This window comes from Pseudomonas sp. JS3066 (assembly GCF_036328175.1).
In the GTDB taxonomy this organism is placed as follows: Bacteria; Pseudomonadota; Gammaproteobacteria; order Pseudomonadales; family Pseudomonadaceae; genus Metapseudomonas.
The window spans coordinates 5,314,714-5,328,742 of record NZ_CP143312.1 but is presented as its reverse complement, the minus strand read 5'-3'; the positions used below and the strand labels follow the sequence as shown (position 1 = coordinate 5,328,742).

At 63.3% G+C, this 14,029-nt stretch carries 12 protein-coding genes; 7 read left to right on the top strand and 5 right to left on the bottom strand.

The genetic code is table 11. The features are described from left to right. Positions 1 to 44: 44 nt before the first annotated feature. The 3 genes from SA496_RS24990 to SA496_RS24980 form a co-directional block, all read right to left on the bottom strand. Positions 45 to 515: a thioesterase family protein gene (locus SA496_RS24990; protein WP_120653995.1), complete on the bottom strand. Its 471-nt coding sequence runs from the start codon at positions 513 to 515 to the stop codon at positions 45 to 47. Positions 516 to 649: 134 nt separating this feature from the next. Further along, positions 650 to 1,306, bottom strand: coding sequence for an isoprenoid biosynthesis glyoxalase ElbB (elbB, locus tag SA496_RS24985; RefSeq protein ID WP_120653996.1), 657 nt, complete (start codon positions 1,304 to 1,306; stop codon positions 650 to 652). Then, positions 1,303 to 2,151 (bottom strand): dienelactone hydrolase family protein, encoded by an 849-nt coding sequence (locus SA496_RS24980; protein ID WP_330114651.1) that lies wholly within the window; start codon positions 2,149 to 2,151, stop codon positions 1,303 to 1,305. Before SA496_RS24980 ends, elbB begins: the two co-directional genes overlap by 4 nt. Positions 2,152 to 2,374: 223 nt before the next feature. Between SA496_RS24980 and SA496_RS24975 the strand changes: the two genes are divergently transcribed. After that, a complete protein-coding gene (locus tag SA496_RS24975) occupies positions 2,375 to 3,610 on the top strand; it encodes a sterol desaturase family protein (protein WP_330114650.1) in 1,236 nt (411 codons plus the stop codon). Here SA496_RS24975 and SA496_RS24970 read toward each other — a convergent pair whose 3' ends face one another. Beyond that, positions 3,611 to 4,171, bottom strand: a complete 561-nt coding sequence (locus SA496_RS24970) for a DedA family protein (protein ID WP_120653999.1) — start codon at positions 4,169 to 4,171, stop codon at positions 3,611 to 3,613. A 233-nt stretch (positions 4,172 to 4,404) separates the two neighbouring features. Here SA496_RS24970 and hemB point away from each other — a divergent pair, with 233 nt between their 5' ends. After that, on the top strand, positions 4,405 to 5,418 hold the full coding sequence (gene hemB, locus SA496_RS24965; RefSeq protein ID WP_280359867.1) for a porphobilinogen synthase: 1,014 nt from the start codon (positions 4,405 to 4,407) through the stop codon (positions 5,416 to 5,418). 20 nt (positions 5,419 to 5,438) lie between these two features. Further along, positions 5,439 to 7,679: a polyphosphate kinase 1 gene (gene ppk1 / locus SA496_RS24960; protein WP_120654001.1), complete on the top strand. Its 2,241-nt coding sequence runs from the start codon at positions 5,439 to 5,441 to the stop codon at positions 7,677 to 7,679. A gap of 57 nt (positions 7,680 to 7,736) precedes the next feature. Here the strand turns inward: ppk1 and ppx are convergent, their stop codons facing one another. After that, positions 7,737 to 9,239 carry an exopolyphosphatase gene (ppx, locus tag SA496_RS24955; RefSeq protein ID WP_120654002.1) on the bottom strand — a complete coding sequence of 501 codons (1,503 nt, stop codon included), beginning with the start codon at positions 9,237 to 9,239 and terminating at the stop codon, positions 7,737 to 7,739. Positions 9,240 to 9,600: 361 nt separating this feature from the next. Here ppx and trxA point away from each other — a divergent pair, with 361 nt between their 5' ends. From trxA to SA496_RS24935, 4 genes are all read left to right on the top strand, one after another. Further along, positions 9,601 to 9,927, top strand: coding sequence for a thioredoxin TrxA (gene trxA, locus SA496_RS24950; protein WP_003457525.1), 327 nt, complete (start codon positions 9,601 to 9,603; stop codon positions 9,925 to 9,927). A gap of 262 nt (positions 9,928 to 10,189) precedes the next feature. Beyond that, a complete protein-coding gene (gene rho, locus SA496_RS24945) occupies positions 10,190 to 11,449 on the top strand; it encodes a transcription termination factor Rho (protein WP_120654003.1) in 1,260 nt (419 codons plus the stop codon). Positions 11,450 to 11,579: 130 nt separating this feature from the next. After that, entirely contained in the window at positions 11,580 to 13,046 is a 1,467-nt protein-coding gene (ubiD, locus tag SA496_RS24940; RefSeq protein WP_153919034.1) for a 4-hydroxy-3-polyprenylbenzoate decarboxylase, read from the top strand. Then, positions 13,046 to 14,014, top strand: a complete 969-nt coding sequence (locus SA496_RS24935; protein ID WP_120654005.1) for a CDP-6-deoxy-delta-3,4-glucoseen reductase — start codon at positions 13,046 to 13,048, stop codon at positions 14,012 to 14,014. Before ubiD ends, SA496_RS24935 begins: the two co-directional genes overlap by 1 nt. Positions 14,015 to 14,029: the final 15 nt, after the last annotated feature.

The following is a 14,029-nucleotide window of genomic DNA, read 5'->3' as shown; positions in this document are numbered from 1 at the left end:
GGGCGATGCAGCCGGCCGTCGGACCTGGAGCGATGGTCGAGGGCTCAGCCGCAGAGGTAGGTGCCAGTGCCAACCGCAACCAAAGTGCCGTCGTCGGCGTGCAGTTCCGAACGCACCACGGCAACCTTGTTTCCCGAGCGGAGTAGCACGGCGGTGGCGGTGAAGTGCTGGCCACGACCAGGTCGCAGGTAATCGATGCGCAGGTCGATGGTGCCGAGCTTGGATAGCCGCCCCATGCGCTCCGCTGTGGATAAGTGCTGGTGCCGTTCGAAGGCACCGATCAGCGCCATGGCTCCGCCGACTACATCGAGCAGGCTGGAAATCACTCCACCGTGCAGGATGCCGTGGACGAAATTGCCGATCAGCTCGTCCTTCATCGGAAGGTGCATCACCACCTTCTCGGTGCTCATCTCTCCTAGCTGAATGCCGAGCACGCGGTTGAATGGAATGCGTTCGAAGAAGCCGGCGACGGCTTGCTGGAGTTCGGGGGTGAGGATGAAATCGGTCTGGCTCATGACGCCTCCTGGGAACATCGATTGGCTCGACGCTGCCTCAGGAGTGGTCGGGGTGCCAAGGGGGGCGGCGGGAGTGGCAGGTGGATTGGCCGGATCGACACGGAGCGGGTAGCCGAAGCCACCCGCCCGAGGTATCAGTGGGCCAGTTCCAGTACGCGGTCCACCAGCTTGTAGATACCGCCGGCGGCTTCGCTGATGGATTGGGCGAGCATGTAGGCTGGGGTGGTCACCAGCTTGCGTTTCTGGTCTTCGACGATTTCACCAACCACGCATTCCACATGCTGCGCGCCCATCTCGGCCAGGGCTGCCGCGGTGCCAGCGTCATTGCCGATGGTGCAGCTCACGCCTTCGCCGTAGATCTTCGCCGCCAGGGCTGGGGCGATGCAGATCAGGCCAACTGGCTTGCCGGCTTCGGCGAAACCGCGGGCGGCGGCCAGTACGTCGGGCTGCACGGTGCAGTTGGCGCCGCTGATGGCGAAGTCGGAGAGGTTCTTCGCCGCGCCGAAGCCGCCGGGAATGATCAGGGCGTCGAAGTCGTCGGCTTTCAGTTCGCGCACGTCGCTGATCTCGCCGCGGGCGATACGCGCCGATTCCACCAGCACGTTACGGCTTTCCGGCATCTCTTCGCCGGTGGTGTGGTTGATCACGTGGTGCTGGGCGATGTTCGGCGCGAAGCACTGGACCTTGGCACCGCGCTGGTCCAGGCGCAGCAGGGTGATCACACTCTCGTGGATCTCCGCACCATCGTAAACGCCACAGCCGGACAGGATCACGGCAACTTTCTTGGTCATGGACATCTCCAGGTCATTGGGGGGGGTCCCAGGTTCTCGCGCAGGAACGCCAGTGCGCGTCGCTGGGCATCCTGGGCCAGGCCGGGTTGGTAGGTATTCAGGTCGCTGCGCTGATCGAATACATGGTCGGCGTTGTCGTACTGCACCAGTTCCAGGCGCTCGCCATCGAGGCTATCGAGGGCCGAAAGGCATTGCTGGTGGTCGGTGATGTGGTCCTTCGCGCCGAGGAACATCAGCACAGGGGCGCTATGTCCGAGACCGTCGCGCAGGTGGGCGGGGAATCCGCAGTAGGGGTAGTAGGCGATCACGCCGCGCACACCGGCCAGTGCACCTCTGCCGGTGGCGGGGAAACCGTGGCCGGCGCTGCCGTCGTAGGAGAGCGCATCGAGGATGGTCCAGCCTCCGTGTGAGTATCCGAGCAGGGCCAGCTTGCTGCTGTCGATCGCCGGGTTCTGCCGCGCCAACGCCAGCGCAGCGTAGACATCGACGGCGCGTTCGTTGCCCCACAGACGCTTGCCGTCGCAGACCGGGCGCCAGTCCTTGATGCCGCGGGCAGCATGGCTGTCGACGAACATCACGGCGTAGCCGGCGGGGAGCAGCCAGGCTTTCACGTTGCGCATGAACAGCGGGCTCTGGCCGCTGCAGCCGTGAAACACCATTACGGTGGGGAAAGGGCCGTTGCCTTGCGGAGTGAACAGGCTGAGGTGCGGTGCCAGGCGCTGTTCCGCCGCCGACAGGTCGGCGGTCTGCGGCAGCAGGGCATCACGATAGGGATAGAGTCCGAGCAGGGCGGCGCAGGCCAGGAGAAGCAGGGCGATCAGGGCGGGTTTCAGAAGTTTTCGCATGCTGTCGTCATATGCCGCTTGGGTTGGCACGCCATGCCGGGAAGCCGGACGGGCTGTGGGAGTAGCATCCCGGGTACTGGATGAATGTCGTCATTTCGTGGCGGCATTTCGTACAGGCCCTGACGAGCAATCCTAGCAGGCTGGGGAATCGGGCCGCGAGCGCCGCGCCGCCCGCTTCACCGTCTGTGGGTCACCGGACAAGAACTACGATAAGGGTTGTCCCATGAATTACGTGCTTTATGCCGTGCCTTTCTTCTTCCTGCTGATCGGCATCGAACTGATGGTCGACCGTTGGCGTGGGATGCGCACTTACCGTACCGCCGATGCCCTGAACAGCCTGAGCGCTGGCGTGCTGTCCACCACCAGCGGCCTGCTGACCAAGGTGGTGGGGCTGCTGACCTACACCTTCGCCTGGCAACACATGGCCCTGTTCGAGCTGTCGGCGTCGAGCCTCTGGGTGTGGCTGCTGGCCTTCGTTTTCTATGATTTCTGTTACTACTGGAACCACCGACTGGGCCATGAGCGCAACGTCCTCTGGGCCGCCCACTCGGTGCACCACCAGAGTGAGGAGTACAACCTCTCCACCGCCCTGCGGCAGACCAGCACGGGCTTTCTTTTCGGTTGGATTTTCTACCTGCCGATGGCCGCTGCCGGTGTACCTCCGCTGGTGTTCCTCAGCGTCGGTGCGCTGAACCTGCTCTACCAGTTCTGGGTGCACACCCGGCATGTGCCCAAGCTGGGCTGGTTCGAATGGTTCTTCATCACACCGTCCAACCATCGGGTCCACCACGCGCAGAACCCGGTGTACATGGATCGCAATTACGGCGGCGTGTTCATCCTCTGGGATCGCCTGTTCGGTACCTTCCAGGAAGAGCTGGAAGAGGAGCCGGTAATCTTCGGCGTGACCACGCCGCTGGCCAGCTGGAACCCGCTCTGGGCCAACCTGCAGTTCTATGTGCAGCTCTGGCGAGATGCCGCGCGTGCTGAGTCCCGGTGGGACAAGCTGCGTATCTGGTTCATGCGTACCGGCTGGCGCCCGGCGGATGTCGCCGCGCGTTATCCACAGGCCAAGCCGGACCTGTCGCTCTTCGTCAAATTCGAGGTGCCGCTGGGGCTGCCTCAGAAGTGGTACGCCGGCCTTCAGTTCGCACTCTACGTAGTGGCCGGGACCTGGCTGCTGGGGACCGGCAGCGAGGTTTCAGTGGCCGGGCTGCTGCTGGCCTGGGCCTGGATGGCCTTCGGTCTCTACGTCATCGGTAGCTGGCTGGAGAACCGCCCGTGGGCGCGTTGGCTGGAAGTGACGCGATTGGCAGTGAACTGGCCGGTGTTCTCGGCCTGTACGGTGCTGGGATTGCTGCCGATGGGAGCGGCGGGGTGGGGCCTGCTCGCGCTCTACAGCCTGGTCAGTCTGGCCGCGCTGTTCGGCCTGCAGCGCCGCGCGGCGGCACTGGCGGTCTGATCAGCTGTTCTTGCCGTTGTTACGCAGGCGACGCCTCAGCCAGAGGAGGCCGCCGATGGCCACCAGAGCGCCGAGTACCATCAGCTCGTAGCGCTTGAGGTTGCCGAGCATTCCTTCCAGCACGGCGCCGAAGTGGAACGCGGCGAATCCCAGGGCCAGGGCCCAGATCAAGGCGCCGATGCCGTTCAGGATCAGGTAACGCAGTGGCGGATAGCCGGACAGGCCGATGGCCACCGGCATCACGGTGCGCAACCCGTAGACGAAGCGGAAGCTCAGGACCCAGATATCCGGGTGACGGCGGATGTGCGCCAGAGCGCGGTCGCCCATGGCTTGCCAACGCGGCTTGCGGGCAAGGATCTGACGACCCTTGTGGCGGCCCAGGTAGTACCAGAGCTGGTCGCCGGCATAGCTGCCGAAGAACGCCGTGGCAACCACGGCGTTGATGTCCATGTAGCCCCGGAAGGCGAGGAAGCCGGCCAGGACCAGGATCGTCTCACCCTCGAAGAACGTGCCGAGGAAGAGGGCGAAATAACCGAAATCCTGGAGAAATTGTTGCAGCATGGTTGGGTTGCGCAGCGAAATGAACGCGCAGCCTAACCGGGATGACGCCCTGGGAAAAGCTCCGACCTCCGGTGAATGCCATCAGATTGACCACGGACAATCCCCGAATGCCGCCACAAGGCCCGTACGCCGGTCGACGTGACCACGGGTCACTGTGCCGCATTGTTACCATTCGGTCATAATCGGCCCTTATATTTGTCACACTGCGTCCGTTCCGGGCCCTGGAGTCTGCTGTGAGCTTTACCCCCGCCAACCGCCTGTTTCCCGCAACCCGCCTGCGCCGCAACCGTCGTGATGATTTTTCCCGCCGCCTGGTGCGCGAGAACGTCCTGACTATCGACGACCTGATCCTGCCGGTATTCGTGCTGGACGGTGAGAACCGCCGCGAAGCCGTGCCGTCGATGCCCGGCGTCGAGCGCCTGTCCATCGACCTGTTGCTCAAGGAAGCCGAGGCCTGGGTCGAGTTGGGGATTCCGGCGCTGGCGCTCTTCCCGGTGACTCCTCTGGAGAAGAAATCCCTCGATGGCGCCGAAGCGTGGAACCCGGGCGGCATTGCCCAGCGCGCCATCCGCGCCCTGCGTGACCGCTTCCCGGAATTGGGCGTGATCAGCGACGTCGCCCTGGACCCCTTCACCACCCACGGCCAGGACGGCATCCTCGACGAGAATGGCTATGTGCAGAACGACATCACTGTCGACGCACTGGTCAAGCAGGCGCTGTCCCACGCCGAGGCCGGCGCCCAGGTGGTGGCACCCTCGGACATGATGGATGGCCGTATCCAGGCAATTCGCGAAGCCCTGGAACTGGCTGATTTCCCCAACGTGCGCATCATGGCCTACTCGGCCAAGTACGCCAGCGCCTACTACGGTCCCTTCCGTGATGCGGTCGGCTCTGCAGCCAACCTTGGCAAGGGCAACAAGGCCAGCTACCAGATGGACCCGGCCAACACCGACGAGGCCCTGCATGAAGTGGCCGCGGACCTGGCCGAAGGCGCCGACATGGTGATGGTCAAGCCGGGCATGCCTTACCTCGACATCGTTCGTCGGGTGAAGGATGAATTCCGCGTGCCGACTTTTGTCTACCAGGTCAGCGGCGAGTACGCCATGCACATGGCAGCCATCCAGAACGGCTGGCTGAGCGAGGCGGTGATCCTCGAATCCCTGGTCGCCTTCAAACGCGCCGGCGCGGATGGCATCCTCACCTATTTCGCCGTACGCGCCGCAGAAATGCTCAAGACGGGAGCCTGATCTCCCCCCAGGAACTGCAGATGAACACCGAAGGACTCAACCCCAGCGCATTGCTCGAACCCCTGAAGGAAGCCACCGAAGTTCCGGTGGTCCCTCCGGCTCCCGAGGCCCCCGCCCCCGCCCCCGCGCCAGTCGCAGAAGCGGTGCCTGCCCCGGCCCCCGCGCCGGCGCCATTGGTGGTGCCGAGCCTGGATGACAGCAGCCTGTACATCCACCGTGAGCTGTCCCAGTTGCAGTTCAACATCCGCGTGCTGGAACAGGCGCTGGATGAGTCCTATCCGTTGCTCGAACGTCTGAAGTTCCTGCTGATTTTTTCCAGCAACCTCGATGAGTTCTTCGAGATTCGCGTCGCCGGCCTGAAGAAGCAGATCACCTTCGCCCGCGAGCAGGCTGGCGCCGACGGACTGCTGCCGCATCAGGCCATGGCGCGTATCAGCGAGCTGGTGCACGAACAGGTGACCCGCCAGTACAGCATCCTCAACGACATCTTGTTGCCGGAGCTGGCCAAGCACCAGGTCAACTTCATCCGTCGCCGTTACTGGACCGCCAAGTTGAAGGCCTGGGTGCGTCGCTACTTCCGTGACGAGATCGCGCCGATCATCACCCCCATCGGCCTGGACCCGACGCACCCCTTCCCGTTGCTGGTTAACAAGAGCCTGAACTTTATCGTCGAGCTGGAGGGGGTGGATGCCTTCGGCCGCGACTCAGGCCTGGCCATTATCCCTGCTCCGCGCTTGCTGCCGCGGGTCATCCGGGTGCCGGAAGACATCGGTGGGCCGGGGGACAACTTCGTATTCCTGTCTTCGATGATCCACGCCCATGCCGATGACCTTTTCCCCGGCATGAAGGTGAAAGGCTGCTACCAGTTCCGGCTGACCCGTAACGCCGACCTCTCGGTGGACACCGAGGACGTCGACGACCTGGCCCGCGCGCTGCGTGGCGAGCTCTTCTCGCGCCGCTACGGTGACGCGGTGCGCCTGGAAGTGGCGGACACCTGCCCGAAAAACCTCTCGGACTACCTGCTCAAGCAGTTCAACCTGGGCGAGAGCGAGCTGTACCAGGTCAATGGCCCGGTGAACCTGACCCGCCTGTTCAGCATCACCGGTCTGGAAAGCCACCCGGAGCTGCAGCACCCGACCTTCACGCCGGTCATCCCCAAGCTGCTGCAGAAGGCCGAGAACCTGTTCAGCGTGGTGGGTAAACAGGACATCCTGCTGTTGCACCCCTTCGAGTCCTTCACCCCGGTGGTGGACTTCCTGCGCCAGGCCGCCAAGGATCCCAACGTCCTGGCGATCAAGCAGACCCTGTACCGCGCCGGTGCCAACTCCGAGATCGTCGACTCCCTGGTGGAGGCGGCGCGCAACGGCAAGGAGGTCACTGTGGTGATCGAACTGCGGGCGCGTTTCGATGAGGAGTCCAACCTGCAACTGGCCAGCCGACTGCAGCAGGCCGGTGCCGTGGTGATCTACGGCGTGGTGGGTTTCAAGACTCACGCCAAGATGATGCTGATCCTGCGGCGCGAGAACGGCGAGCTGCGCCGCTACGCGCACCTAGGTACCGGTAACTACCACGCCGGCAACGCGCGCCTGTACACCGACTACAGCATGCTGACGGCCGATGACGCGCTCTGCGAGGACCTGCACAAGCTGTTCAACCAATTGATCGGCATGGGCAAGACGCTGCGCATGAAGAAGCTGCTGCACGCGCCCTTCACCTTGAAGAAGACCTTGCTCGACATGATCGCCCGCGAGGCGCTGCACGCCAGCGAGGGCAAGCCGGCGCACATCATGGTCAAGGTCAACGCGCTGACCGATCCCAAGGTCATTCGTGCGCTGTACAAGGCCAGCCAGAGCGGTGTGCGAATCGACCTCGTCGTTCGCGGCATGTGCTGCCTGCGCCCGGGAATCCCAGGTGTGTCGCACAACATCCAGGTTCGTTCGATCATCGGTCGCTTCCTTGAGCACAGCCGGATCTACTACTTCCTCAACGGTGGCGACGAGAAGATGTACCTCTCCAGCGCCGACTGGATGGAGCGCAACCTCGACATGCGCGTCGAGACCTGCTTCCCCGTGGAAGGCAAGAAGCTGCTCACCCGCGTGAAGAAAGAGCTCGAGGCCTACATCAGCGACAACACCCAGAGCTGGGTGCTGCAGCCGGATGGCCGCTACCTGCGCAACAGCCCGAGTGGCAACCAGAACTCGCGCAACGCCCAGGCCACCCTGCTGGACAAGCTGACCAACCCGCCAATCAGCGCACGCTGATCGCGCAAATGAAAACGGGGCCCGCGGGCCCCGTTCTCGTTTCTGCGATTCTCGGCTTCAGCTCACCTTGAGCACGAAGTCGATGCGTTTCAGCCACTCGGCTTCCTGCTCGAAGTCCGCCTGGGTCAATGGATTGGCCTCTAGCCAGTCCTTCGGGAACTGCACTTCGAAGTTGTTGCCGGAGGCCCGGAGCTGGACTCTGGGCATGGCCGAGGTGCCACGAATGTGGTGGAAGAGAATGGCAAAGCGCAGCAGCACGCAAAGGCGCAGCAGCTTCACACCTTCCTCGCCGAATTCGGCGAACCTGTCCTTCGGGATATTGCGGCGGTGGCCGCGCACCAGCAGGGCGAGCATCAACTGGTCCTGACGGGAAAAGCCGGGCAGGTCCGAGTGCTCGATCAGATAGGCGCCGTGCTTGTGGTACTGGTAGTGGGCGATGTCCATGCCTATTTCATGAACGCGCGCGCCCCACAGCAGCAAGTCACGATGCCAGTCATCGTCAAGGCCCCAGCTGTCGGCGACCTGCTCCAGGGATGCAAGGGCCTTGGCTTCGACCCGAGCGGCCTGCTCGAGGTCCACATGGCAGCGCTCCATCAGCGCGCTCAAGGTGCGCTCGCGCACGTCCTCGTGGTGGTGGCGGCCCAGCAGGTCGTAGAGCACGCCTTCGCGCAGTGCCCCTTCGGAGTGGTTCATGTGCTTGAGTTCGAGCGCCTCGAAGATGGCCTCGGTGATCGCCAGGCCGGCAGGGAAGATCGGTCTGCGGTCCGGCTTGATGCCGTCGATGTCGAGCTTCTCCACGTCGCCCAGCTTGAACAGCTTGCGCTTGAGCCAGGCCAACCCTTCCGGGTTGATCTCGCCATTACCGAGCCCAGCGGCCTGGATCGCCAGGCCTACTGCGCGGATGGTGCCGGAGGCGCCCACGGCTTCCTGCCAGCCGAGGCGGCGCAGACTGTACTCGATGCCCATCAACTCGAGGCGAGCGGCGGTGTAGGCCTGGGCATAGCGGGCCGGAGTGATCTTGCCGTCGCGGAAATAGCGCTGGGTGTAGCTCACGCAACCCATCTGAAGGCTTTCCCGCAGTTGCGATTCGAAGCGCTGGCCGATGATGAACTCGGTGCTGCCGCCGCCGATGTCAGCCACCAGTCGACGACCGGGGGTGTCCGGCAGGGTGTGGGAGACGCCCAGGTAGATGAGGCGCGCTTCCTCGCGGCCAGAGATGACTTCCACCGGGTGTCCGAGGACTTCTTCGGCGCGGCGGATGAACTCGGCACGGTTGTGCGCTTCGCGTAGGGCGTTGGTGCCGACGATGCGAACCGCGCCTTCCGGCAGCCCGGCGATCATCTGGGCGAAGCGGCGCAGGCAGTCGATGCCGCGCTGCATGGACTCTTCATTTAGGTTGCGGTCTTCGTCCAGGCCTGCCGCCAACTGCACCTTGTCGCCGAGCCGTTCCAGGATTCGGATCTCGCCATGGTCGACCTTCGCCACCACCATGTGGAAGCTGTTCGAGCCGAGGTCGATGGCGGCGATCAGGGACGGGATTTCGGCGGGCTTCTGCGGCATGGTTTCGGGTCTCGAGGCTGAACCGCGCAATCCTGCCACGGTTGTCCGGTCGCGCCAATGCGAATAGCGGTACGTTCGTGCCAGTATTACGCGGACCGCGAACAGTGGTTGGGATGCGGCTTTCTCTGGCGAATAGCTGGCTGTGCACACTATAGGTGGGATATGACAGTCGCGCGTCACCGCGGCCGACGGTCCGCCCGAGCGGCGCGTGGGTCGGATGCCGAATTGACGTTGGCGCCCCCATCCATCAGTTTTGCCCAGCATCGCCATAGCAAAGCTCAATCGCCCTTGGCTTTCGGTCCTGGGAAAGCCGGGATATGATGGCTCCACTTTTTTGCTTCCGAACCACGGAGATCATTCCATGAGCGAATTCATCACCAACGTCACCGATGCCAGCTTCGAGCAGGACGTGCTCAAAGCCGACGGCGCGGTGCTGGTCGACTACTGGGCCGAGTGGTGCGGTCCGTGCAAAATGATTGCTCCGGTCCTCGACGAAATCGCCAAGGACTACCAGGGCAAACTGAAAGTCTGCAAGCTGAACATCGACGAGAACCAGGACACTCCGCCGAAGTACGGCGTGCGTGGCATCCCGACCCTGATGCTGTTCAAGAACGGCAACGTCGAAGCGACCAAGGTTGGCGCCCTGTCCAAGTCCCAACTGGCTGCCTTCCTCGACGCCAACATCTGATGTTGCGCGGCCTTCAGCGCCGCCGGAACAGCTTCAGAAGCGTCCCGAAGAAGCCCCGCGAAATGCGGGGCTTTTTCATTGGAGTGCACTAGACTCCCCGTTGCGCCGGTGTTACATTCGGACCGCTGCTTTTTCTTGCAGCCCTCCACGCCGTCGCCGACGCACTCCTATTCGAATAAGCACAGCGATCCTGTCGCCTTCTCTGCGGCGCGGCCTAAAAAGCTCAAAGCTTTCCCTTCTCCATTCTATCTACGTCATTCCTATGAATCTGACCGAACTCAAGCAAAAGCCGATTGGCGAACTTCTGGAAATGTCCGACGCAATGGGCCTGGAGAACATGGCCCGTTCGCGCAAGCAGGACATCATCTTCGCCCTGCTGAAAAAGCACGCGAAGAGCGGCGAGGAGATCTCCGGTGATGGCGTGCTGGAGATTCTCCAGGACGGCTTCGGCTTCCTGCGCTCCGCCGACTCTTCCTACCTGGCCGGCCCTGACGATATCTACGTCTCGCCCAGCCAGATCCGTCGCTTCAACCTGCGCACGGGCGACACTATCGTCGGCAAGATTCGTCCGCCCAAGGAAGGCGAGCGTTACTTCGCGTTGCTCAAGGTCGACTCCATCAACTACGACCGCCCCGAGAACGCCAAGAACAAGATCCTGTTCGAGAACCTCACGCCCCTGTTCCCCAATGAGCGCCTGAAGATGGAGGCCGGCAACGGCTCCACCGAAGACCTCACCGGCCGTGTGATCGATCTCTGCGCACCGATCGGCAAGGGCCAGCGCGGCCTGATCGTGGCACCGCCGAAAGCGGGCAAGACGATCATGCTGCAGAACATCGCGGCCAACATCACCCGCAACAACCCCGAGTGCCACCTGATCGTCCTACTGATCGACGAGCGCCCGGAAGAAGTGACCGAGATGCAGCGCACCGTGCGCGGTGAAGTGGTCGCCTCCACCTTCGACGAGCCGCCGACCCGCCACGTGCAGGTTGCCGAGATGGTGATCGAGAAGGCCAAGCGCCTGGTCGAGCACAAGAAGGACGTGGTCATCCTGCTGGACTCCATTACCCGTCTGGCGCGTGCCTACAACACCGTGATCCCGAGCTCCGGCAAGGTGCTCACCGGTGGTGTCGACGCCCACGCCCTGGAGAAGCCCAAGCGCTTCTTCGGTGCCGCGCGCAACATCGAGGAAGGCGGCTCGCTGACCATCCTCGCCACCGCGCTGGTAGAAACCGGTTCGAAGATGGATGAAGTCATCTACGAAGAGTTCAAGGGCACCGGCAACATGGAACTGCCGCTGGACCGTCGCATTGCCGAGAAGCGCGTGTTCCCGGCCATCAACATCAACAAGTCCGGTACCCGCCGCGAAGAGCTGCTGACTGCCGAAGACGAGCTGCAGCGCATGTGGATCCTGCGCAAGCTGCTGCACCCGATGGATGAGATCGCCGCCATCGAGTTCCTGCTCGACAAGCTGAAAGACACCAAGACCAACGACGAATTCTTCCTCTCGATGAAGCGCAAGTAAGTCTTGGATGTGCCGCAAAAGCCGGGGAAACCCGGCTTTTGCATTTCTGCACTGGCCCTTTGTTCTTCTGAATAACCCAGTTCGGCGCTAAACTTTGCGCCCCGACCTGCACGCCCCAAGAGGCTCAAGCATGCAGTATCGCGATCTGCGCGACTTTATCAGCGGCCTGGAGCAGCGCGGCGAGCTCAAGCGCATCGCCACTCCAGTGTCACCGGTGCTGGAAATGACCGAAATCTGCGACCGCACCCTGCGCAAGCAGGGCCCGGCGCTGTTGTTCGAAAAGCCCACCGGCTTCGACATTCCGGTGCTCGGCAACCTCTTTGGCACTCCCGGCCGAGTGGCCTTGGGGATGGGCGCCGAGGACGTCGGCGAGCTGCGCGAGATCGGCAAGCTGCTGGCCTTCCTCAAGGAGCCCGAGCCGCCCAAGGGTCTCAAGGACGCCTGGTCCAAGCTGCCGATCTTCAAGAAGGTCATCGCCATGGCGCCCAAGGTGCTGAAGGATGGCCCATGCCAGGAAGTGGTGGAGGAGGGCGACGATGTCGACCTCACCAGGCTGCCGGTGCAAACCTGCTGGCCGGGCGACGTCGCCCCGCTGATTACCTGGGGCCTGACCGTCACCCGCGGCCCGAACAAGGAGCGCCAGAACCTCGGCATCTATCGCCAGCAGGTGATCGGCCGCAACAAGGTCATCATGCGCTGGCTAAGCCACCGCGGCGGCGCGCTGGATTATCGCGAGTGGTGCGCCAAACACCCTGGCCAGCCGTTCCCTGTCGCGGTAGCCCTCGGCGCGGATCCGGCGACCATCCTCGGCGCCGTGACGCCCGTGCCGGACTCCCTTTCCGAATATGCCTTCGCCGGCCTGCTGCGGGACAACCGTACCGAACTGGTGAAATGCCTTGGCAGTGACCTGCAGGTGCCGGCCAGCGCGGAGATTGTTCTTGAGGGGGTGATCCACCCTGGAGAGATGGCTGACGAAGGTCCCTATGGTGACCACACCGGCTACTACAACGAAGTGGATCGCTTCCCGGTGTTCACCGTGGAACGCATCACTCGCCGGCAGAAACCTATCTACCACAGCACCTACACCGGCCGGCCGCCGGATGAGCCGGCCATCCTCGGCGTGGCGCTGAACGAAGTCTTCGTGCCGATCCTGCAGAAGCAGTTCCCCGAGATCGTCGATTTCTACCTGCCGCCGGAAGGTTGCTCCTACCGCATGGCGGTGGTGACCATGAAGAAGCAGTATCCCGGCCACGCCAAGCGCGTAATGCTGGGTGTCTGGTCGTTCCTGCGACAGTTCATGTACACCAAGTTCGTCATAGTCACCGATGACGACGTCAATGCGCGGGACTGGAACGACGTGATCTGGGCCATCACCACGCGCATGGACCCCAAGCGCGACACGGTGATGATCGACAACACGCCGATCGACTACCTGGACTTCGCCTCGCCCATCTCAGGCCTCGGCTCGAAGATGGGCCTGGACGCCACTCACAAGTGGCCGGGCGAGACCAACCGCGAATGGGGTCGGGTAATCGTCCAGGACGAAGCGGTCAAGCGCCGCGTCGACGAGCTGTGGTCCTCTCTGGGAATCGACTGATGCGTGTCACTCTGCAACCCTCCGGCGCAATCATCCAGACGGCTCCCAGCGAGCGCATCCTGGATGCGGCGCGTCGGCTCGGCTACGAGTGCCCGCAAAGCTGCCGCAACGGGAACTGTCATGTTTGCGCGGCCCTGCTGGTGGAAGGACGAGTACTCCAGAACGGCGCAGAACTGACGCAGGGCGAGCTGTTCACCTGCCTGGCCGAGCCCCTTGAAGACTGCGTCCTGCACTGGGATGGTGTGCTGGCGCCGGGTGAATTACCGGTGCGAAGCCTGAGTTGCCAGCTCACCGAGTGTTCGTCCGTGGGGGGCGATGTCTGGCGTGTGCGCCTGCGTGCCCCGGCAGGCAAGCCGCCGCGCTATCACGCTGGCCAGTACCTGTTGATCGAACGGGACGACGGCGAGTCCTCAGCCTTTTCCATGGCTTCGGCGCCCAGCGCCGGGCGGGATATCGAACTGCACATTCTCGGTCGTGAGAACAGCGCCAAGGCGCTGCTCGCGCAACTGCAGCGCACTCGTATGGCCAAGGTCCGCATGCCCTTCGGCGATACCCACCTGGCGGAGTTGCCGGAAGGTCCGCTGGTGCTGATTGCCGCAGGCACGGGGATGGGGCAGATACACAGTCTGATCGAACACTGCCGGGCCACCGGTTTCAAGCACCCGGTGCACCTCTACTGGGGCGTGCGCCAGCCGGAGGACTTCTACGAGTTGGTCCATTGGAGCGACTGGCAGGGTCTGGAAAACTTGATCCTGCACAAGGTGGTCAGCGACCCCTGTGATTGGCAGGGACGTCGCGGTCTGCTGCACGAAGTCGTGTGCGAGGACTTCCCTGACCTCAAGCAACTGCACGTCTACGCGAGCGGTTCCCCAGCGATGGTCTACGCCACCTTGGACGCCCTGGTTGCCGCAGGGATGGATGCCCATCAGATGCGCGCGGACGTGTTCGCCTACGCCCCGCGTTCCTGATTCCCGGACATCAAA

Coding starts and splice junctions, on each gene's coding strand:
- SA496_RS24990 (WP_120653995.1), bottom strand. CDS start 515: ATGAGCCAGACCGATTTCATCCTCACCCCCGAACTCCAGCAAGCCGTC.
- elbB (WP_120653996.1), bottom strand. CDS start 1,306: ATGACCAAGAAAGTTGCCGTGATCCTGTCCGGCTGTGGCGTTTACGAT.
- SA496_RS24980 (WP_330114651.1), bottom strand. CDS start 2,151: ATGCGAAAACTTCTGAAACCCGCCCTGATCGCCCTGCTTCTCCTGGCC.
- SA496_RS24975 (WP_330114650.1), top strand. CDS start 2,375: ATGAATTACGTGCTTTATGCCGTGCCTTTCTTCTTCCTGCTGATCGGC.
- SA496_RS24970 (WP_120653999.1), bottom strand. CDS start 4,171: ATGCTGCAACAATTTCTCCAGGATTTCGGTTATTTCGCCCTCTTCCTC.
- ppk1 (WP_120654001.1), top strand. CDS start 5,439: ATGAACACCGAAGGACTCAACCCCAGCGCATTGCTCGAACCCCTGAAG.
- ppx (WP_120654002.1), bottom strand. CDS start 9,239: ATGCCGCAGAAGCCCGCCGAAATCCCGTCCCTGATCGCCGCCATCGAC.
- trxA (WP_003457525.1), top strand. CDS start 9,601: ATGAGCGAATTCATCACCAACGTCACCGATGCCAGCTTCGAGCAGGAC.
- rho (WP_120654003.1), top strand. CDS start 10,190: ATGAATCTGACCGAACTCAAGCAAAAGCCGATTGGCGAACTTCTGGAA.
- ubiD (WP_153919034.1), top strand. CDS start 11,580: ATGCAGTATCGCGATCTGCGCGACTTTATCAGCGGCCTGGAGCAGCGC.
- SA496_RS24935 (WP_120654005.1), top strand. CDS start 13,046: ATGCGTGTCACTCTGCAACCCTCCGGCGCAATCATCCAGACGGCTCCC.